General features: G+C 67.0%; 26 protein-coding genes and 1 pseudogene. 9 read left to right on the top strand and 18 right to left on the bottom strand.

Translation table 11 applies throughout. The annotated features are described in order from the left end of the window. Positions 1-96: 96 nt before the first annotated feature. From HMP09_RS15175 to ruvB, 3 genes are all read right to left on the bottom strand, one after another. Positions 97-1,065, bottom strand: coding sequence for a helix-turn-helix domain-containing protein (locus HMP09_RS15175; RefSeq protein ID WP_176501050.1), 969 nt, complete (start codon positions 1,063-1,065; stop codon positions 97-99). A 108-nt stretch (positions 1,066-1,173) separates the two neighbouring features. Beyond that, entirely contained in the window at positions 1,174-3,447 is a 2,274-nt protein-coding gene (ptsP, locus tag HMP09_RS15170) for a phosphoenolpyruvate--protein phosphotransferase (protein ID WP_176501049.1), read from the bottom strand. A 169-nt stretch (positions 3,448-3,616) separates the two neighbouring features. Further along, positions 3,617-4,642 (bottom strand): Holliday junction branch migration DNA helicase RuvB, encoded by a 1,026-nt coding sequence (gene ruvB / locus HMP09_RS15165; protein ID WP_176501048.1) that lies wholly within the window; start codon positions 4,640-4,642, stop codon positions 3,617-3,619. A gap of 54 nt (positions 4,643-4,696) precedes the next feature. On the opposite strand from ruvB, the gene HMP09_RS15160 reads away from it, so the two are divergent. Beyond that, the gene (locus HMP09_RS15160; protein ID WP_176501047.1) at positions 4,697-5,605 is read left to right on the top strand and encodes a 2-hydroxyacid dehydrogenase; all 909 of its coding nucleotides are present in this window, start codon (positions 4,697-4,699) and stop codon (positions 5,603-5,605) included. Between the two features lie 176 nt (positions 5,606-5,781). Here the strand turns inward: HMP09_RS15160 and ruvA are convergent, their stop codons facing one another. Together ruvA and HMP09_RS15150 are read right to left on the bottom strand one after the other, a co-directional pair. Beyond that, complete coding sequence (ruvA, locus tag HMP09_RS15155; RefSeq protein ID WP_107963179.1) at positions 5,782-6,381, bottom strand: Holliday junction branch migration protein RuvA; 600 nt, start codon at positions 6,379-6,381, stop codon at positions 5,782-5,784. 87 nt (positions 6,382-6,468) lie between these two features. Continuing rightward, the gene (locus HMP09_RS15150; protein WP_176501046.1) at positions 6,469-7,458 is read right to left on the bottom strand and encodes a hypothetical protein; all 990 of its coding nucleotides are present in this window, start codon (positions 7,456-7,458) and stop codon (positions 6,469-6,471) included. A 76-nt stretch (positions 7,459-7,534) separates the two neighbouring features. On the opposite strand from HMP09_RS15150, the gene HMP09_RS15145 reads away from it, so the two are divergent. After that, positions 7,535-7,768, top strand: coding sequence for a hypothetical protein (locus HMP09_RS15145; RefSeq protein ID WP_232090361.1), 234 nt, complete (start codon positions 7,535-7,537; stop codon positions 7,766-7,768). Here the strand turns inward: HMP09_RS15145 and ruvC are convergent. From ruvC to HMP09_RS15130, 3 genes are all read right to left on the bottom strand, one after another. Further along, positions 7,717-8,223 (bottom strand): crossover junction endodeoxyribonuclease RuvC, encoded by a 507-nt coding sequence (gene ruvC / locus HMP09_RS15140; protein ID WP_176501044.1) that lies wholly within the window; start codon positions 8,221-8,223, stop codon positions 7,717-7,719. The two genes, HMP09_RS15145 and ruvC, sit on opposite strands and share 52 nt — an antisense overlap. Before the next feature lie 209 nt (positions 8,224-8,432). Further along, entirely contained in the window at positions 8,433-9,176 is a 744-nt protein-coding gene (locus tag HMP09_RS15135; RefSeq protein WP_176501043.1) for a YebC/PmpR family DNA-binding transcriptional regulator, read from the bottom strand. Positions 9,177-9,206: 30 nt separating this feature from the next. Further along, positions 9,207-9,749 carry a DUF1003 domain-containing protein gene (locus tag HMP09_RS15130; protein ID WP_176501042.1) on the bottom strand — a complete coding sequence of 181 codons (543 nt, stop codon included), beginning with the start codon at positions 9,747-9,749 and terminating at the stop codon, positions 9,207-9,209. A 264-nt stretch (positions 9,750-10,013) separates the two neighbouring features. Here HMP09_RS15130 and HMP09_RS15125 point away from each other — a divergent pair, with 264 nt between their 5' ends. Beyond that, entirely contained in the window at positions 10,014-11,477 is a 1,464-nt protein-coding gene (locus HMP09_RS15125; RefSeq protein WP_176501041.1) for an ATP-binding protein, read from the top strand. A gap of 4 nt (positions 11,478-11,481) precedes the next feature. On the opposite strand, the gene HMP09_RS15120 is transcribed toward HMP09_RS15125, so the two are convergent. The 4 genes from HMP09_RS15120 to HMP09_RS15105 form a co-directional block, all read right to left on the bottom strand. Next, a complete protein-coding gene (locus HMP09_RS15120) occupies positions 11,482-11,925 on the bottom strand; it encodes a YybH family protein (protein ID WP_176501040.1) in 444 nt (147 codons plus the stop codon). An 81-nt stretch (positions 11,926-12,006) separates the two neighbouring features. Further along, positions 12,007-12,291 (bottom strand): DUF1294 domain-containing protein, encoded by a 285-nt coding sequence (locus HMP09_RS15115; RefSeq protein WP_176501039.1) that lies wholly within the window; start codon positions 12,289-12,291, stop codon positions 12,007-12,009. Positions 12,292-12,380: 89 nt separating this feature from the next. Next, positions 12,381-12,623, bottom strand: a complete 243-nt coding sequence (locus tag HMP09_RS15110) for a DUF2312 domain-containing protein (RefSeq protein ID WP_197942503.1) — start codon at positions 12,621-12,623, stop codon at positions 12,381-12,383. 196 nt (positions 12,624-12,819) lie between these two features. Then, positions 12,820-13,140, bottom strand: coding sequence for a DUF1244 domain-containing protein (locus HMP09_RS15105; protein WP_176501038.1), 321 nt, complete (start codon positions 13,138-13,140; stop codon positions 12,820-12,822). An 81-nt stretch (positions 13,141-13,221) separates the two neighbouring features. Between HMP09_RS15105 and pyk the strand changes: the two genes are divergently transcribed. The 4 genes and pseudogenes from pyk (at position 13,222) to HMP09_RS15085 (ending at position 16,450) form a co-directional block, all read left to right on the top strand. Beyond that, positions 13,222-14,685: a pyruvate kinase gene (gene pyk, locus HMP09_RS15100; RefSeq protein WP_176501037.1), complete on the top strand. Its 1,464-nt coding sequence runs from the start codon at positions 13,222-13,224 to the stop codon at positions 14,683-14,685. A gap of 608 nt (positions 14,686-15,293) precedes the next feature. Next, positions 15,294-15,638, top strand: a pseudogene (locus tag HMP09_RS15095) (carbon starvation CstA family protein); the annotation flags it as partial. 105 nt (positions 15,639-15,743) lie between these two features. After that, the gene (locus HMP09_RS15090; protein ID WP_176501808.1) at positions 15,744-15,932 is read left to right on the top strand and encodes a YbdD/YjiX family protein; all 189 of its coding nucleotides are present in this window, start codon (positions 15,744-15,746) and stop codon (positions 15,930-15,932) included. After that, positions 15,929-16,450, top strand: coding sequence for a biliverdin-producing heme oxygenase (locus HMP09_RS15085; protein ID WP_176501036.1), 522 nt, complete (start codon positions 15,929-15,931; stop codon positions 16,448-16,450). The genes HMP09_RS15090 and HMP09_RS15085 overlap by 4 nt, the downstream gene beginning before the upstream one ends. A gap of 21 nt (positions 16,451-16,471) precedes the next feature. Here HMP09_RS15085 and HMP09_RS15080 read toward each other — a convergent pair whose 3' ends face one another. Both HMP09_RS15080 and HMP09_RS15075 read right to left on the bottom strand, forming a co-directional pair. Further along, positions 16,472-16,774 carry a polyhydroxyalkanoic acid system family protein gene (locus HMP09_RS15080; RefSeq protein ID WP_176501035.1) on the bottom strand — a complete coding sequence of 101 codons (303 nt, stop codon included), beginning with the start codon at positions 16,772-16,774 and terminating at the stop codon, positions 16,472-16,474. Between the two features lie 9 nt (positions 16,775-16,783). Continuing rightward, positions 16,784-17,203 carry a VOC family protein gene (locus tag HMP09_RS15075; RefSeq protein WP_176501034.1) on the bottom strand — a complete coding sequence of 140 codons (420 nt, stop codon included), beginning with the start codon at positions 17,201-17,203 and terminating at the stop codon, positions 16,784-16,786. A 343-nt stretch (positions 17,204-17,546) separates the two neighbouring features. On the opposite strand from HMP09_RS15075, the gene lnt reads away from it, so the two are divergent. Continuing rightward, positions 17,547-19,091 carry an apolipoprotein N-acyltransferase gene (lnt, locus tag HMP09_RS15070; protein ID WP_176501033.1) on the top strand — a complete coding sequence of 515 codons (1,545 nt, stop codon included), beginning with the start codon at positions 17,547-17,549 and terminating at the stop codon, positions 19,089-19,091. A gap of 58 nt (positions 19,092-19,149) precedes the next feature. After that, the gene (gene metK, locus HMP09_RS15065) at positions 19,150-20,367 is read left to right on the top strand and encodes a methionine adenosyltransferase (protein ID WP_176501032.1); all 1,218 of its coding nucleotides are present in this window, start codon (positions 19,150-19,152) and stop codon (positions 20,365-20,367) included. Between the two features lie 320 nt (positions 20,368-20,687). On the opposite strand, the gene HMP09_RS15060 is transcribed toward metK, so the two are convergent. The 4 genes from HMP09_RS15060 to HMP09_RS15045 form a co-directional block, all read right to left on the bottom strand. Continuing rightward, on the bottom strand, positions 20,688-21,758 hold the full coding sequence (locus HMP09_RS15060) for an AI-2E family transporter (RefSeq protein WP_176501031.1): 1,071 nt from the start codon (positions 21,756-21,758) through the stop codon (positions 20,688-20,690). Between the two features lie 118 nt (positions 21,759-21,876). Continuing rightward, positions 21,877-22,161, bottom strand: coding sequence for a hypothetical protein (locus HMP09_RS15055; RefSeq protein ID WP_093399730.1), 285 nt, complete (start codon positions 22,159-22,161; stop codon positions 21,877-21,879). Positions 22,162-22,304: 143 nt separating this feature from the next. Then, positions 22,305-22,934 (bottom strand): phosphatase PAP2 family protein, encoded by a 630-nt coding sequence (locus HMP09_RS15050; RefSeq protein ID WP_176501030.1) that lies wholly within the window; start codon positions 22,932-22,934, stop codon positions 22,305-22,307. Continuing rightward, entirely contained in the window at positions 22,934-23,758 is an 825-nt protein-coding gene (locus tag HMP09_RS15045; protein ID WP_176501029.1) for a formate/nitrite transporter family protein, read from the bottom strand. The genes HMP09_RS15050 and HMP09_RS15045 overlap by 1 nt, the downstream gene beginning before the upstream one ends. Positions 23,759-23,762 lie beyond the last annotated feature (4 nt).

Here is a 23,762-nt window from a genome sequence, read left to right as displayed (position 1 = left end):
GGGCCACACCCCCCGGTGGATTGGTTAATCGTCCGGGTATAGCTGCACTACCCATCCTGTCGCCAGCCTTAAGGCGCTGGCGAGGCCCGCAGGTTTTCACGGATTGGGCGTTGCCGTAGCGGCGGGCGTCGGATTAGCGGCGGCGTCCAGGTTAGCGCGCTGCGTCTCGCTGAGCGAACGACGCGGCGTACGCGGACGGCTGGCGGTGCGGGGCCGCTCGGAGGGGCGCGCACGGGTTGCTTCGCTCGTTGCCGGCGTGGCCTGCGGCAAAGGCGTGCCTGCGATCCGCGCGGCGATCGCGGGCGCACCGACGGCGACGTCCTTGATCGCGCGCTCGCCGGTGCCCAGCGCCGGCGCCGCGGCACCGTTAAGTGTCACTGTCAGCTTGTCCGCGCGACCGATGTTGATCTTCGGATCCTTGGCATCCTTCGGCACGTCGAACTTCTCGCCGGGCTTCATCGTGCCGAGATACAGCGTCTTGTTGTCGGCATCATAGACGCGCATCCAGACCTCGTCCGAGGCGGTCAGCGTGACCTGTCCGTTGGCCGGCGTGGCCGGCGCAGGCACCGGTTGCGCAGTCTGCGCGGCAGGGTTCGGCACGGTCTCGGCGATCGGCGTCGTGGTCGAGGAACTACTCGATCCGCGGAACATGTCGGTGCCATACCACAGCCCGACCAGAACCAGCACCGCGATCGCCAGACCGAGCGCGACGATCGCGATACCCCGCGAGGGAACGCGCGACGGATCGGTCATCTCATACGGTTCGTATTCGGGCGTCTTGCGACCCAGCTTCGCGACGTCACCGCGCACGAGGTTCGCGATCTGCACCTCGTCGATGGCCATCGCACGCGCATAAGCGCGGCTGAACCCGACCGCATAGGTCGAGGACGGCAGCGTGGAATAATCGGACGCCTCGATCGCTTCAAGATGGCGCAACGGCACACGGGTCCGCGTCGCGATATCGGCGACGGTCAGTCCCTGCGCCTCGCGCGCCTTACGGAGAATGTCGCCAGCACGCTCTGGTTGAGCAGGTGCTGCGTTCTGGCCGGTTTCGACCTCGTCCATTCTTGTCTCCGAACACGGGCGCGTAGCGTTGCCCGCCACGCCACCCGTCTTTCAGAGGGCCCAAGCCGTGTCAACGCACCGTGCGTCTTAACCGCAGCTTTCCGCCGATCAGACGATTTCGACGCCGTTCTCGGTCGCCCAGGCGGTCAACGCCGCCCGCATGTCGCGCGGAGGATCGGCCAGCAAGCCTGCCATGTATTGCGTCAGCGCGGCGCGATCGAGCGAGCGCGTCATGGCCTTGATCGGTCCGACCGCGGCGGGGGTGATCGACAGCCGCTCGATCCCCAGCCCGATCAACGCCATCGCCTCCAGCGGCCGCCCGCCCATCTCGCCGCATACCGTCAGATCGACGCCGGCCGCGCGGACCGGCGCGACCAGCCGCGCGATGAAGCGGAGGATCGACGGGCTGAGCCAGTCGTAGCGCTCGGCGAGCTTCGGGTTGGCGCGGTCGGCGGCGAACAGGAACTGGGTCAGGTCGTTGGTGCCGATCGACAGGAACTCGATCTTCGGCAGCAGGATGTCGAGCATCTCGGCGAGCGCCGGCACTTCGAGCATCGCGCCGTAGCGGATCGCGAGCGGCATTTTCCGCCCGCGTCCCTCGAGCCACGTCCGCTGCGCCTCGAACAAGCCGCGCGCCTCGTCGAACTCCCATGGCTCGCTGACCATCGGGAACATCACGTTGAGCGTGCGGCCGGCGGCGGCCTCCAGCAACGCACGTGCCTGCACCTTCATCAACCCGTCGCGCTCCAGGCCGAGGCGCAGCGCGCGCCAGCCCATGGCCGGGTTCTCTTCGTCCGCGTCTTCCTTGTTGAGATACGGCAACGCCTTGTCGCCGCCGATGTCGACGGTGCGGAAGATCACCGGGCGATCGCCCGCCGCGTCGAGGACTTCGCGGTAGAGCCGCTGCTGGCGCTCGCGCTGCGGCAGCGTCGCCGACACGAGGAACTGGAACTCGGTGCGGAACAGGCCGATGCCGTCCGCGCCGGTGACATCGAGCGCGGCCACGTCGTCGCGCAGGCCGGCGTTGACCATCACCGTCAGGCGGTGGCCGTCCCTGGTGACCGGCGGCACGTCGCGCAGCGCCGCGAACGCCGCCTTGCGCTTCTGCCGCATCGCCAGTCGCGCCTCGAACGCCTCCTCCATCGACGCCGAGGGGCGCGCGAAGACGTTGCTCTCGGCGCTGTCGAGCAGCAGCATGTCGCCCTCCGCGACGAGGCGGCGGATATCGCGAACGCGGCCGAGCACCGGCACGCCCATCGCGCGCGCGACGATCGTGACGTGCGCGGTCAGCGATCCTTCTTCGAGGATCACGCCCTTCAGCCGGCGCTTGTCATATTCGAGCAGTTCGGCGGGGCCGAGGTTGCGCGCGATCAGGATGGTGTCCTGACGCAGCCCCATCTGCGCGGCGGTGCCCATCTGGCCCGAGACGATGCGGAGCAACCGGTTCGACAGGTCCTCCAGATCGTGCATCCGGTCGGCGAGCAGCGGATCGTCGATCTGGCGCATGCGCTGGCGGGTCCGCTGCTGGACGCGCTCGATCGCCGCCTCCGCGGTCAGGCCGGAGTCGATCGCCTCGTTGATCCGCCGTGCCCAGCCCTCGTCATAGGCGAACATCTTGTAGGTCTGGAGCACTTCGACATGCTCGCCGCCGACGCCGAATTCGGCTTCGCGCGTCATCCGGTCGATGCCTTCGCGCATCTTGTCGAACGCCGCATAGACTCGGTGCCGCTCGGCATCGGTGTCCTCGGCGACGGTGTGCTCGATCGTGATGCGTGGCTGGTGATAGACCGCGAAGCCGGCGCCCATGCCGTCGACCAGCTTCTGGCCGGGGATGCGCATCGCCGCGGTCGACTGCGGCCGATCCGCGCCGCCGCCGGTGGCATCGATGAGCCCCGCATTGGCGATCAGTTCGGAAAGCACCATCGCGACCGTCTGCAACGCCTCGATCTCGACATCGGCATATTTGCGACGATCGGTGTGCTGGACGGCCAGCACGCCCACCGACCGCTCGCGGCGGATAATCGGCACGCCGGCAAAGCTGTGGAACCGGTCCTCGCCGGTCTCGGGCTTGTAGGCGAAGTCGGGATGGCTCGCGGCTTCGTCGAGGTTGAGCACCTCGACATCCTCGGCGATCGTGCCGACGAGCCCTTCGCCAAGCGCGAGCTTGGTGACGTGGACCGCCGCCTGGTCGAGGCCGCGGGTGGCGAACAGTTCGAGCACGCCTTCGCGCAGCAAGTAGATCGAGCAGACTTCGCTGTCGATCGCGGTGGCGATGATGCCGACCACGGCGTTCAGCTTGGCTTGCGCGGAGGTGCGCGAGGCCATCACGTCGTGAAGGCTGGTGAGGATTTCGCGGGCGGAGGCGGCGGCCGAAAGGGGCATTTGCGTTGGCTATCAGATGAAGCGCTTGGGTGCCACGCAACAAAAGCGATGCCGGGGCGAAGTTGGACCAATCTCATCGTCATCCCGGCGGAAGCTGGGATCCAGAGCCAAGACCCTCGGCGCTGCTGGCTCTGGATCCTGGGTCGAGCCCAGGATGACGGAGGCTTTGTTACGCGTCGAACAGGCCGTCCTGGCTGCCGGCCGGCGGGTTCAGGCCGAGATGCTTCCAGCCGCCTGCATTCAGGAACCGGCCCCGTGCGGTGCGCGCGATCAGGCCGAGCTGGATCAGATAGGGCTCGATCACCTCCTCGATCGTGTCGCGCGGTTCGCTCAGGCCGGCCGCCAGCGTCTCGACGCCGACCGGTCCGCCGCGATAAATGTCCGCGATCATCATCAGGTAACGGCGATCCATCGCATCGAGCCCGAGCGAATCGACCTCCAGCCGGTTGAGGGCCGCATCCGCCGCGCGCGCATCGACCGTCTCGTGCCCCGCGACATTGGCGAAATCGCGTACTCGTCGCAGCAACCGCCCGGCGATACGCGGCGTGCCTCGCGCGCGCCGTGCGACCTCCATCGCGCCGTCCTTGGCGATGCCCAGCCCGAGCAGTCCCGCCGCGCGCGTGACGACGCGCTCCAGTTCCTCGACGGTGTAGAATTGCAGCCGCACCGGGATGCCGAAGCGATCGCGAAGCGGCGTCGTCAGCAACCCCTGCCGCGTCGTCGCACCGATCAGCGTGAAGCGCGGCAGGTCGATCCTCACCGAGCGCGCGCTAGGCCCCTCGCCGATCATCAGGTCGAGCGCGCGGTCCTCCATCGCCGGGTACAGCACCTCCTCGACCGCAGGCTGCAACCGGTGGATCTCGTCGATGAACAGCACGTCGCCATCCTCGAGATTGGTCAGCAGCGCGGCGAGGTCGCCCGACTTGGCGATCACCGGCCCCGAGGTGGCGCGGAACCCCACTCCCATCTCACGCGCGACGATCTGCGCGAGCGTGGTCTTGCCGAGCCCCGGTGGCCCGAAGAACAGCACGTGATCCAGCGCATCGCCGCGCGATTTGGCCGCCTGGATAAAGATGCGCAGGTTCTCCCGCGCGGCCTTCTGCCCGACGAATTCGTCGAGCGTCTTAGGGCGGAGCGCGGCGTCGACGTCTTCGGGACGCTTGGCGGCATTCAGGATGCGGTCTGTATCGGTCACCCGCCCGCGATAGCGCGCTCGCGGTGAAGGGGGCAAGGCGGCTATGGGTTGGTCATGGCCCACGAAACCGCACATCCCGATCTGTATCTGCTGGGCGGAGCCTCGCCTACGTTGGAGGCGGCGCTCGCCGCGCGCTTTACGGTGCACCGGACGGAGCCGCCGGCGACGACGCGGGCGATCGTCGGGGGCGGGAGCAGCGTGGTCGACACGACGCTGCTCGATCGCCTTCCCGCGCTGGAGATCATCGCGATCCACGGCGTCGGGTATGATGGCGTCGATCTTGCGGAGGCCCGCGCGCGCGGCGTTGCGGTGACGACGACGCCAGACGTGCTGACCGACGACGTTGCGGATCTGGCGATCGGGCTGATGCTGGCGGTCCAGCGGCGACTCGTCGCGAATGACCGTGCGGTGCGCAAAGGCGGGTGGCAGGTCGATCTTGCTCGGCGCGCGAGCGGGCGAAGCATCGGCATCTTCGGGCTGGGCCGGATCGGCAGGGCCATCGCCGCGCGCGCCGCACCGTTCGCGCGCGACCTCCAATATACCGCCCGCTCCGCCAAGCCGGATTTCGCGGGCGTGTTCCATGCCGACATCGCATCGCTCGCGGTGGCGTGCGACGTGCTGATCATTGCGGCGCCCGGTGGCGGCGCGACGGCGCGTATCGTGGATGCGGATGTTCTCGAGGCGCTCGGCGAGGACGGCATCCTGATCAATATCGCGCGCGGCAGCCTGGTCGACGAACCGGCGTTGGTGGCCGCGCTTCAGGCGGGGAAGATCGCCGGGGCTGGACTGGACGTGTTCGCCGACGAACCTGCCGTTCCCGACGCGCTCAAGGCGATGGACCAGGTCGTCCTGTCACCACATCAGGGAAGCGCGACCGTCGACGGGCGGGCGGCGATGGCGGCGCTGGTGATTGCGAACCTCGACGCGCATTTCGGGGGCAGGCCACTGCTTACGCCGCTGTGAGCAACAGGGGAACGTGGTACGAACACCGTCCCAACCCTCTCCGTCATGATGGCGGACACGTGGCGGACAATAGTGGCTGTCGGTAGCGTTCTCCTGCGTACGCAGGAGCCCAGGGTAACGGGGCACAACGATCGTGATCCTGGACTCCTGCGTACGCAGGAGAACGGAAACCGACCCTAAGACTTGGACGCCTTGCGCAGCGCCAGCCGGACCAGCGCGTCGAGCGAGGCCCCCGGGCCCAGTTCCTCGTCGGCCGCAGCCACCGCGACGCTTGCCTCGTTCGGGCGGAACCCGAGGTTGAGCAGCGCCGATACCGCATCCGCCGACGCGCCGGGCGCGGCATTGACCACCGCCGGGCCGAGCCCGAGCGCGATGCCGCCGACCTTGTCCTTCAATTCCATCACGATGCGCTGGGCGAGCTTCGGCCCTACGCCGTTCGCGCGCGCGACCATCGCCTTGTCACCGCTGGCGATCGCGCGGGAGAGATCGACCGGTTCCAGCGCCGACAGGATCGCGAGCGCGACACGCGCGCCGACCCCCTGCACGCCCGTCAGCAATCGGAACCAGTCGCGCTCGTCCGCGCTGGAGAACCCGACCAGTCGCTGGAAATCCTCGCCGACGAGCAATTCGGTGAACACCGTGCACGCCTCACCGATCGGCCCGAGCGCCGACAAGGTGCGCGCCGAGGCGCCGACCAGATAGCCGACGCCGCCGACGTCGATCACGGCGTGGTCGATGCCGGTCGAGTCCAGCCGTCCTTTGAGATGCACGATCATTGGGTCACGCGGTAGAACATCGGCAACGCGGCGTCATCCCGTCAAAATGCCGGCCTCTCGACCCTGCGACCCGCGTGCCGAGGCCGGTCAGGCGATGGGCTGCGGACGGTCCTGCCCGCCCGACGGACGGGTCTGGACGGTCGCGGTGGCCTTCGCGACCTCGTGCAGCGCCTGGGTCGGCGCACCGATCACCATCGCGCGGGCGCGCAGGCTGGCCCTGAGGAACACCGTGTCGGAGGCGATGAAGCGGCGCGGGGTCGTGCCCAGGAACGTGCCGGCATCGCGCAGGAAATGCGAGGCATCGAAATAGCTGCTGTCGATCTTCGAATAGTCCGCCATGCCGTCCGTCCGGATCAGGCTGATGAACGATCGCAGGAACCGCGCGCGCCGGAGCAACAATTTTGGCGGCATGCCGAAATGCCGCGTCGCCATGCGTCGGAGTTCATGCGTCGGGATGTCGAGGCGGTCCGCGACGTCCTTCATCTCGATCACGCCGTCGGTGACGGTCAACGCCGTGAACGCGCGGATCAGGTCGTCGCGCGGATGTGCCCGGTTGAACAGCGATCCCAAGACCCCGTCCAGCAACGGCTTGATGAGCGCGTCGTCGTCGAGCGCGTCGAGCCCCTCGACCAGCCGCGCGGACAGGTCCGTCCCCAGTGCCGCGCCGAGCGGCACGACCCGGTTGTGAAACTCGCCAGCCGACCGCGCGGTCAGCCGTGACCAGCCCAGCGCGCTGAGGCCGATGCCGACGGCGATCCCGCCATGCGTCTGCGTCCGGAAGGCGCGGCTGGTCGGCCCGTAGAAGCTCGCGCGGTCGAGCGGACCGAAGCGATGATTGCCGACCGACACGGTCAACGGGCCTGCGTCGACCAGCACGGAGATCATCGCGGGCGCCGGCAGATACCAGTTGAGCATCGGCGCCGGGTCGTTCGACGCGTAGATCGCATAGCCGGTCAAATAGTCGGACAACGCCGGATCGGGCAGATCGTAGCGCATCGTCATGCCCGGGGGCATCGCGAACGCCGCGGCCGGAACATTGGTGCTGTTCGTTCCGCCCCGCACCTGTTCGACCAGCATCGCGCTGCACCTTAATCTAAATTAGACATCCTGGTGGCGCTGCCACAGTGGTACGAGCTTGGCTATCAAAACTTTAATGACAGGTAATGATACCGGCCTGGTCCCGATTTCATTCAAAATGAACCAAGTTGTGTCCGAGCGAAATTGGCTGGCAGAAGTTTTGGCACGCGCCGAACAGCGGCATTGGCGCGTCGAAACTGTTTTCGAAAACACCCTGTCCCAGCGCTTTTGTCGGCAACCGGGGGGGGAGAAAAACTACTACGCGCCGATGCCGCTGCGTCTTGCCATGGCGGCGGCGCTGGCAACGTGATGCGCATGCGTGATCGCGACGGCCAGCGCATCGGCGGCATCGGGTCCGGCGAGCTTTGCACCGGGGAGCAGCACGGCCATCATCGCCTGGATCTGTTTCTTGTCCGCGCCGCCGGTGCCGACGACGCCCTTCTTCACGGTCGAGGGATGGTATTCGCCGATATGCAGCCCTGCGCCCGCCGCGGCGAGCAGGACGACGCCGCGCGCCTGGCCGAGCTTCAGCGTGGATTGCGCGTTGGTGTTGCCGAGCACTTCCTCGACCGCAGCGCCGTCGGGGCGTTCGGTGCGGATAACGTCGATCAACGCGTTGTACAGCGCAGTGAGACGGCGGGGGAGCGCCATCGACGGATCGGTCTTGATCTGGCCGTTGGCGATATGGCTCAGCCGGTTGCCATCCGCGCGGATGACGCCCCAGCCGGTGGTGCCTAGGCCGGGGTCTAGTCCCAGGATGATCATGCGTAGGTAGAAGGAGAAGATTGGTTCGCGCGGAGACGCGGAGACGCGGAGGTGTCGTATCCGTGGCTATCGCCTCGCGTCAGCGGGACTGTCACGTCATCGGGCTGGCCGACAGGTGAGAGGCCGCTGACGCGGAAGGCGATCGCACGAAGATCAACTCTCCGCGTCTCCGCGTCTCCGCGTGAACCCACCTTCTTCATCTCAATGGCTCAACCCAGCGACTCCATGATCTCGTCGGAGACCTCGTAATTGCCCCAGACGGTCTGCACGTCGTCGTCGTCGTCGAGCGCGTCGATCAGCTTGAACAATGTCGCGGCATCGTCGGCCTCGACAGCGACCATCACCTGCGGACGCCAGGCGAGCTTCGCCCCTTCGGCCTCGCCCAGTTTCGCTTCCAACGCCTTCGCCACCTCGTGCAAATCGCCCTGCGCGGTCCAGACCTCATGGCCGTCCTCGCTCGACGTGACGTCCTCCGCACCCGCTTCGAGCGCCGCTTCGAACACCGTGTCGGCATCGCCCGCGCTCGCGGGATACGAGATCAGCCCGACGCGGTCGAAAGCGTGGCTGACCGAACCGCCAGCGCCGAGGTTGCCGCCGTTCTTGCCGACCGCGACGCGCACGTTGGTCGCGGTGCGGTTGCGGTTGTCGGTCAGCGCCTCGATGATCAGCGACACGCCGCCGGGGCCGAAGCCCTCGTAGCGGATCTCTTCGTAATTCTCGGCGTCGCCGCGGCTCGCCTTGTCGATCGAGCGCTGGATGTTCTCCTTGGGCAGCGACGCCGCCTTGGCCGCGTTCACCGCCGCGCGCAGGCGCGGGTTCATGTCGACGTCGGGCAGCCCCATCTTGGCCGCGACCGTGATCTCGCGGCTGAGCTTGCTAAACGCCGACGAGCGCTTCTTGTCCTGCGCACCCTTGCGGTACATGATGTTCTTGTATTTGGAATGGCCTGCCATCGGTGCCTCTAATAGCCTGATACGGTGGCTTTAGGACGGTGAGGCCGTTTTCGCCAGAGCGTCGATCTTCGCCTCGATCGCTTCCAGCCGCGCCAGCACCAGATGATCGATCTTGTGATGCACGCGCAGGATGTCGAGTTCGGCGCGCAGATTGGTCTCGTAGTCGAGGCTGGCAGCGAGGCGATCCTTCGCCGATTGCCGGTTCTGGCTCATCATGATCACCGGCGCCTGGATCGCGGCGACGGTCGACAGCAGCAAGTTGAGGAAGATGTAGGGATAGGGATCGAACGCCGCGTCGAAGTGCGTGAGGATGTCCGAATTGAGGATCATCCAGCCGATGAGCACCGCGGTGAACGCGATGATGAATCCCCACGACCCGCCGATCGCCGCCACGCGGTCGGACAACCGCTCGCCGAAGGTGGCACGCTCGTCCGACACGTCGGCGGCGTCGCGACTGACGATGCTACCCGACTCGATTCCCGCGAGGACGCGGCGCTCCTCCTCGTCGAGATCGCCCGGTGCCTTGCCGAGCAGGCGTTGCGAGAGATCGGCGAGCGGGGAGGATGTGGCCATAGCCGGATGCCTAGCCGGGATTGGGGATAATTCCAGCGTATCCGTCGCCCCTCGATGATCTCGCCATCCCAGGCCCTGCTGGTTCTCCCGCGAAAGCGGGAGCCCAGGGTCACGAACGATGCCGCTCTTGGCTCCTGGGCCCCCGCTTTCGCGGGGGAACGGCAGTGAGGTTTTGTCGGGACGCCCATCCCGCTCGGCAACGCTCGCGACGCAAGCTGCAAAGACTCCTTGCCCACAAGCGCCCGCACCTGCCAAACGCGCGGCATGACGGTTAGCGTGAATATGGGCACCGACGGCAATGGTACTGCCGTCGGCGTCGACCTGGAGGAACTACTCGCCACGCGCCTGTTGGTGCAGGGCAATTCGGGATCGGGAAAATCGCATCTGCTGCGCCGGCTGCTCGAGCGATCGGCGGGGCATGTCCAGCAGATCGTGATCGATCCCGAAGGCGATTTCGTGACGCTCGCCGGCCCTCACGGCCATGTTGTGATCGAGGCAGGCGACTATAGCGAACGCGAGATTGCGCGGATCGCCACGCGGTTGCGCGAACACCGGACGTCCGCGGTGCTCAGCCTCGAGGGGCTCGAGGTCGAGGGGCAGATGCGCTGTGCCGCGTCGTTCCTCTCCGCGCTGTTCGATGCGCCGCGCGAGCATTGGTATCCGGTGCTGGTTGTGGTCGACGAGGCGCAGATGTTCGCGCCGGTGACGGGCGGCGAAGTGTCCGAAGAAGTGCGCCGCGCGTCGCTCGCGGCGATGACCAATCTGATGTGCCGCGGCCGTAAACGCGGTCTCGCCGGCGTGATCGCGACTCAGCGCCTCGCGAAACTGGCGAAGAACGTCGCGGCGGAGGCCTCGAACTTCCTAATGGGCCGCACCTTTCTGGACATCGACATGGCGCGCGCCGCCGATCTGCTCGGCATGGAACGGCGCCAGGCGGAGGCGATTCGCGATCTCCAGCGCGGGACGTTCATGGCGCTCGGGCCGGCGGTGTCGCGTCGGCCGATCACCGTGAAGATCGGCGACGTCGAAACGTCCGCACGCAGCGGCAGCCCCAAGCTCACCCCCCTCCCCAGCGCAGCGCCGATGGACCTGCAGGACCTGTTGTCTGAGCCGGTCGTCGATGCCCCCGAACTGGGCCTGATGTTCGATTCGCGCCCGCGTCGCGTGCCGGCGGAGGAGCTGCTCGACGGCATCGCCCGCCCGCCCGAGCCGCGCACCGCCGCACCGCCCCCGCCCGAAAAGACCGACGACGAGGTCGAGGCGGTCTATGCCGACGTGTTCCGCGCGATCGTTGAGGATCCCGAATCGACGCTGCGCCCGCCGTCGGTGCTGTTCCAGGATTTCCAGGTGCGCTGCCGCATGGGTGGTCTCGCCAAGCCGCCGCTCGACCTGCCGGGTTTCGTGCGCAGGCTGAGCTGCGCGCGTGCCGGCATCTTCGACATGACCGACGAGGCGTGGACCGCCGCGCTCGACGTGGCGAGCGGGCTGCCCGACGACATGCTCGGCGCGTTCCTGCTGGTCGCGCGCGCGGCGCGGGAAGGTGAACCCTGCCCCTCCGACGCACGGATCGCGGCAACATACGGCACGAGTTCGATCGGCCGCGTGAAGCGGCTGATCGGCTATATCGAAAGCCGCGAACTGATCGTGTGCCGCACCGATCTGGCCGGCAAGCGCTCGATCACGATCCCTGGTCTGGGCTGGACGACGCTGCCGGCGGAGGCGGCTTAGGTCGTCATCCGCGGATCGGGGTGAACTGCAACGACACGAACTGCCAGTCGCCCTTGATCCGGCGCGCGACGAATCCGGCGCGCATTGCGCGGGTCTGCATCTGGCCGTCCTTGCCGGGCATCGTATAGGCGATTCGCATGGTCACGACGCCGATCGTGCCGGCGGGTCGCGCGACGGTCTCGGTGATCGTCATCGGCGGCGCGGGCGATTTCTTGTCGGCGGCGTAGAACCCGATCACCCGGTCGCGAGAATCGACCTCGCCGATGGGGGACACCTCCTGATAGTCGGGCGCCATCATTGCGGTCATCGCCGCCTGATCGAACTGGTTGCGGACCCGGACGAACGCCTCGGCCTTTTGTGCCAGCGTTTTTGCGTCTTGGTCGACCGATTGGGCGGCGACTGGTGCGCTCGCCAGCAGTGCCGCCGCAACCCCAATGACTAGTCTCATGCTCGCCCCCCGATGCAATGTCGCATAACAGCAATACACCTGTTGCGCAGAGGCATCAATCCCGTGTGGAGGAGGCCGACGTCATAGCGCGAAAGCGATCGCAAGCCCGACGACTACGCCGACCTGGACCATCGCGATGCGTTGGAGCCGCCCGACGAACGGCTGCTTACGCGTCTTGTGGCGGAATCGATGGCGCGCCCAGAACGCCCCCGGGCTGCCGCCGAGTGCTGCGAACCAGAGCAAGCGGGATTCGGGGATACGCCATGCGCCGGTCGACGATCGCCGCTTGTCGATCGCGAACGCGGCGATCGTGATCAGGTTGACGACCAGGAACAGGACGAATGCCGTGAAGATCGGGAGAAGCATTCTCTACCGGTAGATCGAGAAGATTAACGCGGTGCCTTTTCGCAACCCGACGACAGATCGGGGGAGAGGCACCGCGCAGAGTCCGATCCTCAGATCATTCCCAGAGCCTGGAGGTACACTTCGAGGATCGCCTCTTCCTCCTGATACTCTTCCTTCTTCTTCTTGCGGATCGACAGGATTTTGCGGATCGCCTTGGGGTCGTAGCCGCGGCCCTTGGCTTCGGCCATCACGTCCTTGATGTCGTCCGAGATACCCTTCTTCTCTTCTTCGAGGCGCTCGGCGCGCTCGATCAGCAGGCGCAGTTCGTCCGCTGCGACCGCGCCGCCGCCCATGCCGTGTTGCCGTTCGTCAGACATCGAAAATTCCCCACTCGCGGGCGCCTCAGGCGCCGGCCTCAAACCAATCGAAATACCCCACGCCGATGATCGCCGTCGCGCGACGTCGTGAATCAGGCCGCTGTGGGTGCGCCGCCGCGTCTAGGCGTTTACCGTGTTCGGCTCAAGCGACGCCGCGGCGTATCGCCACAAATCAGGCGCCAGCCGATTGCGGCGCGTTCTTGGCGACGCTGTCCTTCATCCGCGCGAGCTGTTCCGGGGTCGCGTCGCCCTGGTGATGCGCCTTCCACTGCGCATAGGGCATCCCGTACACGGTCTCGCGTGCCGCATCCTTGGTGAGGCCGCCCGCTTCCTCGACCCAGTCCGACAGGCAATTTCGACAGAAACCGGCGAGCCCCATCAGGTCGACATTCTGCGCGTCTTCGCGGTGGCGGAGGTGGCGGATCAGGCGGCGAAAGGCCTGCGCCGCTACGGCATCGTCCAAAGTATCGAGCGGGTCGGTTTCGGGATTCATTCGTATGCTCCGTGGTTGATCCGGCGGAGATAGGGTTTAAGGCCCGTCGCGGCAAAGAGCTTCCCCGAGGAAACCGCACGCATGACCATCGCTATCGCCCCCCGCTTGCGGAAGGTCCGCATCCTCGCGACGCTAGGCCCTGCCAGCAGCACCCCCGAGATGATCGCCACGCTGTTCCGTACCGGTGCCGACGCGTTCCGCATCAACATGAGCCACGGCGACCAGCAGTCGAAGATCGCGGTGATCCAGGCGATTCGCGCGCTCGAAAAGGAATTCGGACGCCCCTCGACGATCCTCGCCGATCTCCAGGGCCCCAAGCTGCGCGTCGGCAAGTTCGACGGCGGCCGCACGGTGCTCGAAACCGGCTCGACCTTCGCGCTCGACCGCGACCCGACGCCGGGCGACGCGACCCGCGTCGAACTGCCACACGACGAGATTTTCGCGGCGATCGAGCCTGGCGCCCGCCTGCTGCTCGACGACGGCAAGCTCGTCCTGCGCGTCGTCTCGCACAGCCCGCGCGAGATCACGACCCGCGTCGAGGTCGGCGGCGCGCTGTCGAACAGCAAGGGGCTGAACGTTCCCGACGTCGTGCTGCCGATGGCGGCGCTGACCGCGAAGGACCGCAGCGACCTGGATTTCGCGGTCGACCAGGGAGTCGACTGGATCGCGCTGTCGTTCGTCCAGCGCCCCGAGGATCTGTGGGAAGCGCGCAAGCTGATCGGCGGCAAGGCTGCGCTGATGGCGAAGATCGAGAAGCCGGCGGCGATCGAACGGCTGGATGAGATCGTCGAGGCCTGCGACGGCGTGATGGTCACGCGCGGCGATCTCGGCGTCGAGATGCCCCCCCAGGCGGTGCCGCCGCTGCAGAAGCGCATCGTCGAGGTTTCGCGCCGGATGGGTCGGCCGGTGGTGGTCGCGACGCAGATGCTCGAGTCGATGATCACCTCGCCGTCGCCGACGCGCGCCGAAGTGTCCGACGTCGCGACCGCGGTCTATGACGGCGCCGACGCGATCATGCTGTCGGCCGAGAGCGCGGCGGGCGCGTGGCCGGTCGAATCGGTGGCGATGATGGATGCGATCGGCGTCTCGGTCGAGGGTGACCCGGAACATGGCGACCGCATGCACTTCACCGTGATGAAGCCCGATCCGACGACCGCGGACGCGCTGGCGGAAGCCGCGAAGAACATCGCCGCGACGGTGTCGGCGGTGGCGATCATCTGCTTCACCACGTCAGGCTCGACTGCGCGCCGGATCGCGCGCGAGCGCCCCTCGGTGCCGCTGCTGGTGCTGACGCCGAACCAGGACACCGCGCGGCGGCTCGGGCTGCTGTGGGGCACGCACGCCGTCCATACGCGCGACGTCGAATCGTTCGAGGACATGGTCGCCAAGTCGAAGCGGATGGCGCTGCGCCACGGCATGGCGAAGGCGGGCGACCGGGTGATCGTGCTGGCGGGCGTGCCGTTCCGGACGCCTGGGTCGACCAACGTGCTGCATGTTGTGCGGATCGTCGGCGACGAGCTGAAGGGGCATCACTCGCAGGTTTAAGTCTGGGGGGGCACCTTAGTTTGACTCAAGCTGCCCCGTCATCGTGAGGAAGAAGGTCTCTCCCCATAGCCGTTCCCCCGCGAAGGCGGGGGTCCAGGGTACCGAGCGCTATGGTATTTAGCTGGGCCCCCGCGTCCGCGGGGGAACGGGTCCTGGTGTGGGGATCGCCGCTGCGTCGGTCGAAGTCCCGATCGAGCCAGAACACAAACCTGCGCCCCTTCCCCGTCATGCCGGGCTCGTTCCGGCATCCACCGTTCCGCATCCTCGCTATCCTTGGCGTGTGCGGAACGATGGGTCCCGGCGTCCGCCGGGATGACGGGAGGGGGTTTACCCTAGAGGGGGTTAGCGCGGAGAGGTTACGCCCCGCACTCTGCGAGATAAGTCGAGCCGGCTTGCCCAGATGATGCCCCCACCCCGGCGAAGGCCGGGGCCCAGTTGCGGGGACGGATATGACGACGCTCCCCGCTCCGTTACTGCGACCTTTCCAACTGGGCCCCGGCCTTCGGCGGGGTGGAGCCGTGAGGCGAGGTGCGCGGGCTAATCTAGGCTAGCGCTGCCGCCCCGAATACGCGATGCCCGCAAAACGGACCGCACGGGAGAGCGCACGCATGACTTTACGCGAGAAGATCGGTTGGGGCGCGCTTGCCCTGCTCGGAGCCTGCGCGCTGGCCGTGGTCGCATTCCAGCGCGGAGAGCATGTCAACGCGCTCTGGATCGTCACCGCGGCCGTGTCGGTCCAGCTGATCGCGTACCGCTTCTACGCACGCTACATCGCGCGCCACGTCATGCAACTCGATCCGTCGCGGCAAACCCCGGCGCTGCGCCGCGCCGACGGGCTCGACTACGTCGCGACCGACCGCAACGTGCTGTTCGGGCACCATTTCGCCGCGATCGCCGGCGCCGGGCCGCTGGTCGGGCCGGTGCGACGCGGCGCTGTGCGCGCTGTTCCTGGCGGTGGTGCTGTCGATCGTGGTCTTCGGGATCCGCACGTGCCTCGCGGCGCTGAAGATCGACCGGCCGACGGTGACCGAAGTTCCGCCGCAGCTGGTGGCGGCGGAATGATCCGCGCGCTGTACGCGAAGGCACGCGAGACCGCGTTGCTGATGGTCGGCGTGCCGTCCTACACGACGTATTGCCAGCACATGGCGGAGCGGCATCCCGACCAGCCGCCGATGGATGAACGCACGTTCTTCCGCGATCGGCAGGAAGCGCGGTACGGCAGCAAGGGCGGAGGGCGGTGCTGTTGACCGAGACGCTTTCGACCGTCGCCCGCCTCCGCGCGGCGACGGCGAGCGATCACGACGCGGTCGACGCCGGGTTCGGCCGCTATGACCTGAGCGACGCGGCGGAGTACCGCGCGTTCCTGATTGCGCACGCCAAGGCGCTGCCCGCGGTCGAGGCTTGGCTCGATAATATCGCGGGGCTTGCCCCGGTCCGCTCGCGTCGCGACGCGCTCGCCGCCGATCTCGCCGCGCTGGGCGAGGCAATGCCGACACCGATGACGTTCGACGTGACACGGAGTGCGGCCGCTGGATGGGGTGCGATGTACGTGGTCGAGGGGTCGCGGCTCGGTGGGATCATGCTGTCGCGATCGGTGCCCCAGGGCCTGCCGTCCGCCTATCTCGGCGCGAAGCATCTGTCGGGCGAATGGCGCGCGTTGCTCGCGGCGATCGACGCGCAGCCCGCGGACGAGGCCTGGATCGCCGAGGCCGTCGCCGGCGCAAAGGCTGCGTTCGAACTCTATCGGCGCGCGCCGGGGGCCTGATCCGCCCCCGGTGCCGTGGCGTCAGCGCAGGAGCTTGGGCGCTTCCTTGCGGATCATGTCCTGAATCTTGCTGGCGAACAGCCCGAGGATGCCGGGCAGGTCGACCACCGCATGGACGTTGGTCTCGAACACGGTGACCGCGCTGGCGATCGTCTGGCCCATCGCCTGGACGGTGAAGTGGAGCGTGTCGCCGTCCCAGCGGTGATCTGTCACCGAGCCGCCGGGGATGCTCGCGCTGATCTTGTCGATACCGCCATCGAGCCGCGCGCGGACTGCTGCCTTGCCGAGCTGATGGGGAACGTCGACGGTAATGGGATTGGCCATGGATAGTCCTTAAGTCGCGAAAAGCATGTCGTCGTTGGCGAACGCCTTGAACTCCAGCGCGTTGCCTGAGGGGTCGAGAAAGAACATCGTCGCCTGCTCGCCTGGCTGGCCCTTGAAGCGGACATAGGGGGCGATCCCGAATTTGACGCCGGCGGCGGTGACGCGTTCGGACAGCGTAGTCCAGTCGTCCATCGTCAGCACGACGCCGAAATGCGCCACGGGGACGGCGTGCCCATCCACCGCGTTCTCGACCGCGACGGGTTTCGCCGAAGGATCCAGATGCGCGACGATCTGGTGGCCGAACAGGTCGAAGTCGATCCAGTGGTCGCTGGAGCGGCCTTCGCGGCAGCCAAGGGTCGCACCGTAGAAGGTGCGGGCCGCGGTCAGGTCGTGGACCGGGAAGGCGAGGTGGAAGGGGCGCAGGGTCATGGGGCGAAGATAGGTCGTGGGATCGGGTTCGTCGACCCGGGGTCCTCTCCCCATGATATCGACGGTCCGCGCCGCCTTGTTCTCCCGCGAAGGCGGGAGCCCAGTGTGGGTCCCCGCCTTCGCGGGGAAACAATCTTGGGTCGACCTGCCCTTCCCCACCCTACACCACCCCGGCGGAGGCCGGGGACCAGTTGGAAAGGTCGCGGTAACGGAGCATTGCGCATCGTTACCAACGTCCCCCAACTGGGCCCCGGCCTTCGCCGGGGTGGTTGAGGGGAGAGTGCAATGGCGCGATCAAGGGTAAGATATTGCCCGCTCCCCCCCGCCACGCCATAGCGCCCGCGTGACCCGTTTTCCCGCTCTCGCCTGCCTCATCCTCGGCGCGCTCGCCGCGACGGGGTTCGCCCCGCTCGATCTCTGGCCGATTACGCTCGTGGCGTTCGCGGTGTGGATGACGCTCATCCATAATGCGCCGACCTTGCGCATCGCACTCTGGCGCGGCTGGCTGTTCGGGCTCGGCCATTTCACCGTGAACAACAACTGGTTCCAGCACGCGTTCGACTTTCAGGACGCGATGCCGCCGGTGCTCGGCTATTTCGCCGCGGTCGGGCTCGCGCTGTATCTCGCGGTGTTCCCGATGCTGGCGGGCGGGCTGGCGTGGCGGATCGCGCGGCGACCCGGTACCCCGGATGCGACCTATGTGCTGGTCTTCGCCGCCGCCTGGATCGCCACCGAATGGCTGCGGGCGACGCTGTTCACTGGCTATGCGTGGGATCCGCTTGGCGTCGTCTGGCTGCCCGTGATCGGCGTCGCGCGACTATCGGCGTGGATCGGCACCTATGCGCTGTCCGGCGTGACCGTGCTGGCGGCGGGGGCGCTGGCGTTGCTCGCGCTGCGCCGCTGGACGCTGCCCGCGATCGTCCTGCCCGCGTTAAGCCTCGCGGCGCTATCCGCGCTGTGGACCAACGCGCCGCCGCCTGCCCCCGGCACACCGCTGGTTCGCGTGGTCCAGCCCGACATCGGCCAGGAAGACCGTAGCGAAACCGACGGAGAGCGTGTCCTTTCCGCGCTCGAAAAGCTCTCCGGCGCCGATGATCGCAGGGCCGGCGCGCCCCCGCGCCTCGTCGTCTGGCCTGAGGGCGTCGTGCGCGACTATGTCGAGGACGGCTATCCGTTCTACGCCTATGGCTGGTCGAGTCCCCTCTACCTTCGCCGCCGGATGGCGCGGCTGCTGGGGCCCCGGGATATGCTGCTGATCGGCGGCACCGCGCTGGAGTTCAACGCCAGGGATCAGATTTCCGGTGCCGCCAACTCGGTCTTCGCGCTGGACGCTCAGGCGCGGCTGCGGGGGCGGTACGACAAGGCACACCTCGTGCCGTACGGCGAATATCTGCCGATGCCTTGGCTGTTGAGGCCGCTCGGCTTGGCGCGGCTCGTCCCCGGCGACATCGACTTCACCTCGGGCAAGGGCCCGGCGAACCTGACGCTACCCGGCTTCGGTTCGATCGGGATGCAGATCTGCTACGAGATCATCTTCTCAGGCGAGGTCGTCGACCGCGCGCACCGCCCTCGCATCCTGTTCAATCCCTCGAACGATGCGTGGTTCGGAAAATGGGGTCCGCCGCAGCATCTCGCCCAGGCCCGGATGCGCGCGATCGAGGAGGGTTTGCCGATCCTTCGCGCGACGCCGACCGGTATCTCGGCGATCATCGCCGCGGACGGCCGCCTCATCGCGACCGTCCCGCACGAGACGGCCGGCGCGATCGAGCGACCGATGCCGACTGCCCTGCCCCCCACGCTGTTCTCGCGCGTCGGTAACGCGATGGCGGCGATCGTCGCCGCGCTGATGCTCATCACCGCGGTTGCCCTGCGCCGTCGCCAGCGCTAGGGTCATATAAAGCTTTCCTTATATGACGCTCGCTCCAGAGCATGGCAAAGAGGCCCGCATGCGCAAATCTTTCCTCTTCACTTCCGAATCGGTCTCCGAAGGCCATCCCGACAAGGTCGCCGACCAGATCAGCGATACGATCGTCGATCTGTTCCTTGCCAAGGATCCCGAGGCACGCATCGCCTGCGAGACGCTGACGACCACGCAGCTCGTCGTCCTAGCCGGTGAGATCCGCGGCAAGGGCATCTACGAGAACGACCAGTGGGCCGACGGCGTGCTGGAAGAGATCGAGGCGGCCGTCCGCAACACCGTCAAGGAAATCGGCTACGCGCAGTCGGGCTTCCACTGGGAGACGTTCCGCTTCGAGAACAACCTCCACGGCCAGTCCGCGCACATAGCGATGGGCGTCGACGAGAGCGGCAACAAGGACGAAGGCGCCGGCGACCAGGGCATCATGTTCGGTTACGCCACCGACGAGACCCCCGGCCTGATGCCTGCGACGCTGTATTACAGCCACAAGATCCTCGCCAGGATGGCCGAAGATCGCCACTCAGGGACAGCGCCGTTCCTCGAGCCCGACGCCAAGAGCCAGGTGACGCTGTCGTACGAGAACGAAGTGCCGGTCGGCGCGACCGCACTCGTCGTCTCGACGCAGCACGCACCGGGCTATTGCGAGAAAGGCGACAACGCCGATCCCGCAAAATACGCGGTACTGCGTGACTATGTCATGGGCGTGTTCAAGGACGTGCTGCCCGACGGCTTTATCACCGACGAGACCGCGATCTACATCAATCCGACCGGCCAGTTCGAGATCGGTGGCCCTGACGGCGACGCAGGCGTCACGGGTCGCAAGATCATCGTCGACACGTACGGCGGCGCGGCTCCGCATGGCGGCGGTGCGTTCTCGGGCAAGGATCCGACGAAGGTCGATCGCTCGGCCGCGTATGTCGCGCGCTATCTGGCGAAGAACGTCGTTGCTGCCGGGCTTGCGCGTCGCTGCACGATCCAGCTGAGCTATGCGATCGGGATTGCCGAGCCGCTGTCGGTCTATGTCGACACGCACGGCACCGGTACCGTGGAAGAGGCTAAGCTCGAGGCGGTCCTGCCGAAGCTCGTGCGCCTGACGCCGAAGGGCATTCGCGAGCATCTGAAGCTCAACGCGCCGATCTACAAGAAGACCGCAGCCTATGGGCATTTCGGTCGTGAGCCCGAAGGTGACATGTTCACCTGGGAGAAGACCGATCTGGTGGACGCGCTGAAGGCTGCCGTCGCCTGATAGCGACGCCCTTTGGGGTTACGAAAAAAGCCTCCCGCGGACTGGTCCGCGGGAGGCTTTTTTTTGTGGGCCCTGCCGAGGTTTCGTTCTCCTGCGAACGCAGGAGTCCAGGGTAACGGAGCGCGACGAACTTGGCCCTGGGCTCCTGCATTCGCAGGAGAACGGTTACGCTTTCGGCCGCCGCTCCTCTTCCGTTCGTACTGAGTAGAAACCGAGTAGCGCCTTCAGGAGCGTATCGCGCACCGACCGGTCCTTCGATACGGCGCTTCGCCCGGCTAAGCGGCTACTCGGGACGAACGGGGTAGGCGAGCGCTCGACACTCAGCGTACGCTGTCCGGCTGTGCGTGACGCTGCTCGGTCAGGATCTGCCACGCGGTCAGGAACAGCGCCGCGACCAGTGGGCCGACGACGATACCGCTGAGCCCGACGACCTCGATGCCGCCCAAGGTCGAGACCAGCACGATGTAATCCGGAATGCCGGTATCACGACCGACCAGGATCGGGCGCAGGATGTTGTCGGCTAGGCCGATCACCACCACGCCTGAGACAATGACCACAATCCCCTGCCAGATCGCACCGGTCGCCAGCAGGTACACCGCGACCGGCACCCAGACGATCGCCGGCCCGAGCGCGGGCAACAGCGACGTGAGCGCCATCAGCAAGCCCCAGAGCAACGCCGCCGGCACGCCGACGATCCAGAAGGTCAGGCCCCCGAGCGCACCCTGGACGAGCCCGACGATCACCGATCCCTTGATCGTCGCGCGCACCACAGCGACGAACTTGTCGACGAGTTTCACCGCCACCGAATGCTCGAACGGCAGCGCGCGGCGGATCGCCGGCCCGATCTTGTCGCCGTCGCGCAGGAGAAAGAACGTCACGTACAGCCCGACGCCGAACGACAAGACGAACGCCGCCGCGTTGCGACCGATCGACAGCGCCTGGCCGGCGATCGAGCGGACGCTGTTGCCGAGGATGGTCGACACCCGCGACTGCGCCTGCTCGAAGCTGTTGAGCCCGGCCTTGTCGAGCGCACCCTGAATCCGGTTCGGCAACGCGTCATGGATCTGCTGGAAATACGCGCCGAAGTTGATCTGGCCGCTTTGCAGCTTGGCATAGACCGAGGCGGACTGGTCGATCATCAGGCTGCCGATGAACAGCGCCGGCACGATCACCGCGACGAAGATGATCAGCAAGGTCAGCGCCGCGGCGAGATTGCGCCGCTCAGGCCAGCGCTTGAGCAGCCACTGGTAGAGCGACTGGAACAGGATTGCCGCCAATGCACTCCACAGCAACGCTGCCGCGAACGACGACACGACCAGGCACAATGCAATGGTGATCGCGACCAGGAAGGTGATGAAGCCCCCCGTTTCCACTCGACGCCTGTCGATCATTGCCGTGTCCCCGTCGTCATGTTGCCGGTCGAGCCGGTCCGTTTCACAACGTCAAAGCCGCCCCCCGATATATACCGGAAGGCGGCCATGACGCTGGCGCTGGTGTACGCCTAGAGGATCAGCGGAGCTTTTCGCTGCCGTTGACCAGCGCATCCTTCTGCGCTTGCGGCATCGCCTGCGCGTTCACGTCGGCATCGTCGATCGCGTCCGACTGGCGATCGCCGTCCTTGCGAACGGCCTTGGCCTGGTCCTCGAGGTTGTCGGCGGTGGCTTCGAGCGCGTCGGCGCGGTTGTCCGCGGCCTTCTCGACCTGGCTGCCGAGCTTGTCGTCGCCCTTGCCGCCGCAGGCTGCGAGCGAAACGGCCATGGCGGCGAGCGTGACGGCGATGGAAAGCTTCTTCATAGGGATAGTCCGTTCTGGTTACGATGCCGACGCAACCGTCACGCTGGCGTAACGGTTCCGCTATCCCCTTCCGCATGCTCGCAAATATTCGATTCTGCCTATAACTGTGGTCCCCAGGTAACACTGCCGCGGGGACACGAGGATCAAGCCTTGGCGTGCTCGATCAGCAGGGGAGCCTTGGTCGTCACCGCCGTCTCGACCACGGGCGCCACCCGGTCGAACACCGCGCTGACGAGCGCTTCGGCGATCCAGCCGACCGCGGCACCGACGACGAGATCGGACAGATAATGCTTCCCGTTGATCGGTTGCGCCGCCGCGACGGCGCCGGAGATCAACGCGGCCGGCCCGCCCGCGCCCTGGATGTCGCGCGACGCGGCCCGCGCGACCGCAACCGCACCGGCCGTGTGGCCCGACGGGAACGACGTCTGCTCGTGATCGTCGCTCTTGCCCGGCTCGAACCGTGCCTTGCCGTCCTCGATTGCCTTTTCGGGGCGGGTACGGTCGACCGATGCCTTGATCGCCGACTTGACGAAGGTTGCCGCCGCATGCGCCGCCAGCATCCGCACGCCACCGCGGATCACGTCCGGCCGGCGCGCGATCAGGCCGATCACGACGGTGCCGATCGACGTCGCCACAAGCTGCGGCTGGTCGCCGATCTCGGCGAGGAACCCGGTCGCCTTGACCAGCGGCGCGTCGCGGTGCTCGGCCGCCTTGTGCGTTGCCTCGCGATCCACCTTCTCGACGGCTTTTGCGGCTTCCTTGGTCTTGCCCATCACGTTTCGCCCTGTCCGTCCATTTCGCCGCGCACCTGTGCATGCGCAAGCAAGGCGAACAACCCCGCACCGCCCAGCAAGTTGCCGAGCACCGCCGGCAGGATCAATTCGACCAGCATCGTCCAGACGCCGGTGCGGCCGGAGAACAGCAGCAGGAACGCCTCGCCGGAGCCGACGATCGAATGGCTGAACCCGCCGATCGCGACGACATACGTGATCGCGAAGATCACCGGGAACGCCTGTTGCCGCGCATTGGGCAGCGACCAGGCGAGGATCGCGATCATGAACCCGGCGGGGATCGCGTTGACGAACGTCGCCCAGGCGGAAAGCTCGGTAATTCCCATCGACACCGCGATCATCGCCTCGCGCAGCTCGCTGCCGCCGAGCACACCCGCCGCGATCGCACCCCCGGTGATCGCCGTCCCGATCAGATTGGCGGCGAGCACCACGCCCCACAGCCGCAGTGTACGCTTGAGCGCCCAGCCCGAGGGCTTGGTCACCAGCGGCAGCATCGCGCTGATCGTGCTCTCGGTGAACAGCTGCATCCGCCCGAGGATCACCACCAGGAAGCCGATCGGATAGCCGAGCGACACGATGATGGTCCGCCACGGCGTATCGGGCAGCGCCTGGTGCAGCGCGCCCTCTGCGATCAGCGAACTGGAGATCGCCATGCCAGCAGCAAGCCCGGAAAAGAACAGCGCCGATACCGGACGATCGAGCTCATCCTCGCCAGCCTCGCGCACGGCCTTGTGCAGATCCTGCGCATCGGCGGCCTTGAGGTCCTCGACGTCTTCGCCGGGCGGATTGGAAGCGTTGTCGACCATAACG

This window comes from Sphingomonas sp. HMP9, assembly GCF_013374115.1.
Taxonomy (GTDB): Bacteria; Pseudomonadota; Alphaproteobacteria; order Sphingomonadales; family Sphingomonadaceae; genus Sphingomonas.
This window is presented reverse-complemented; position numbering and strand designations above follow the sequence as displayed.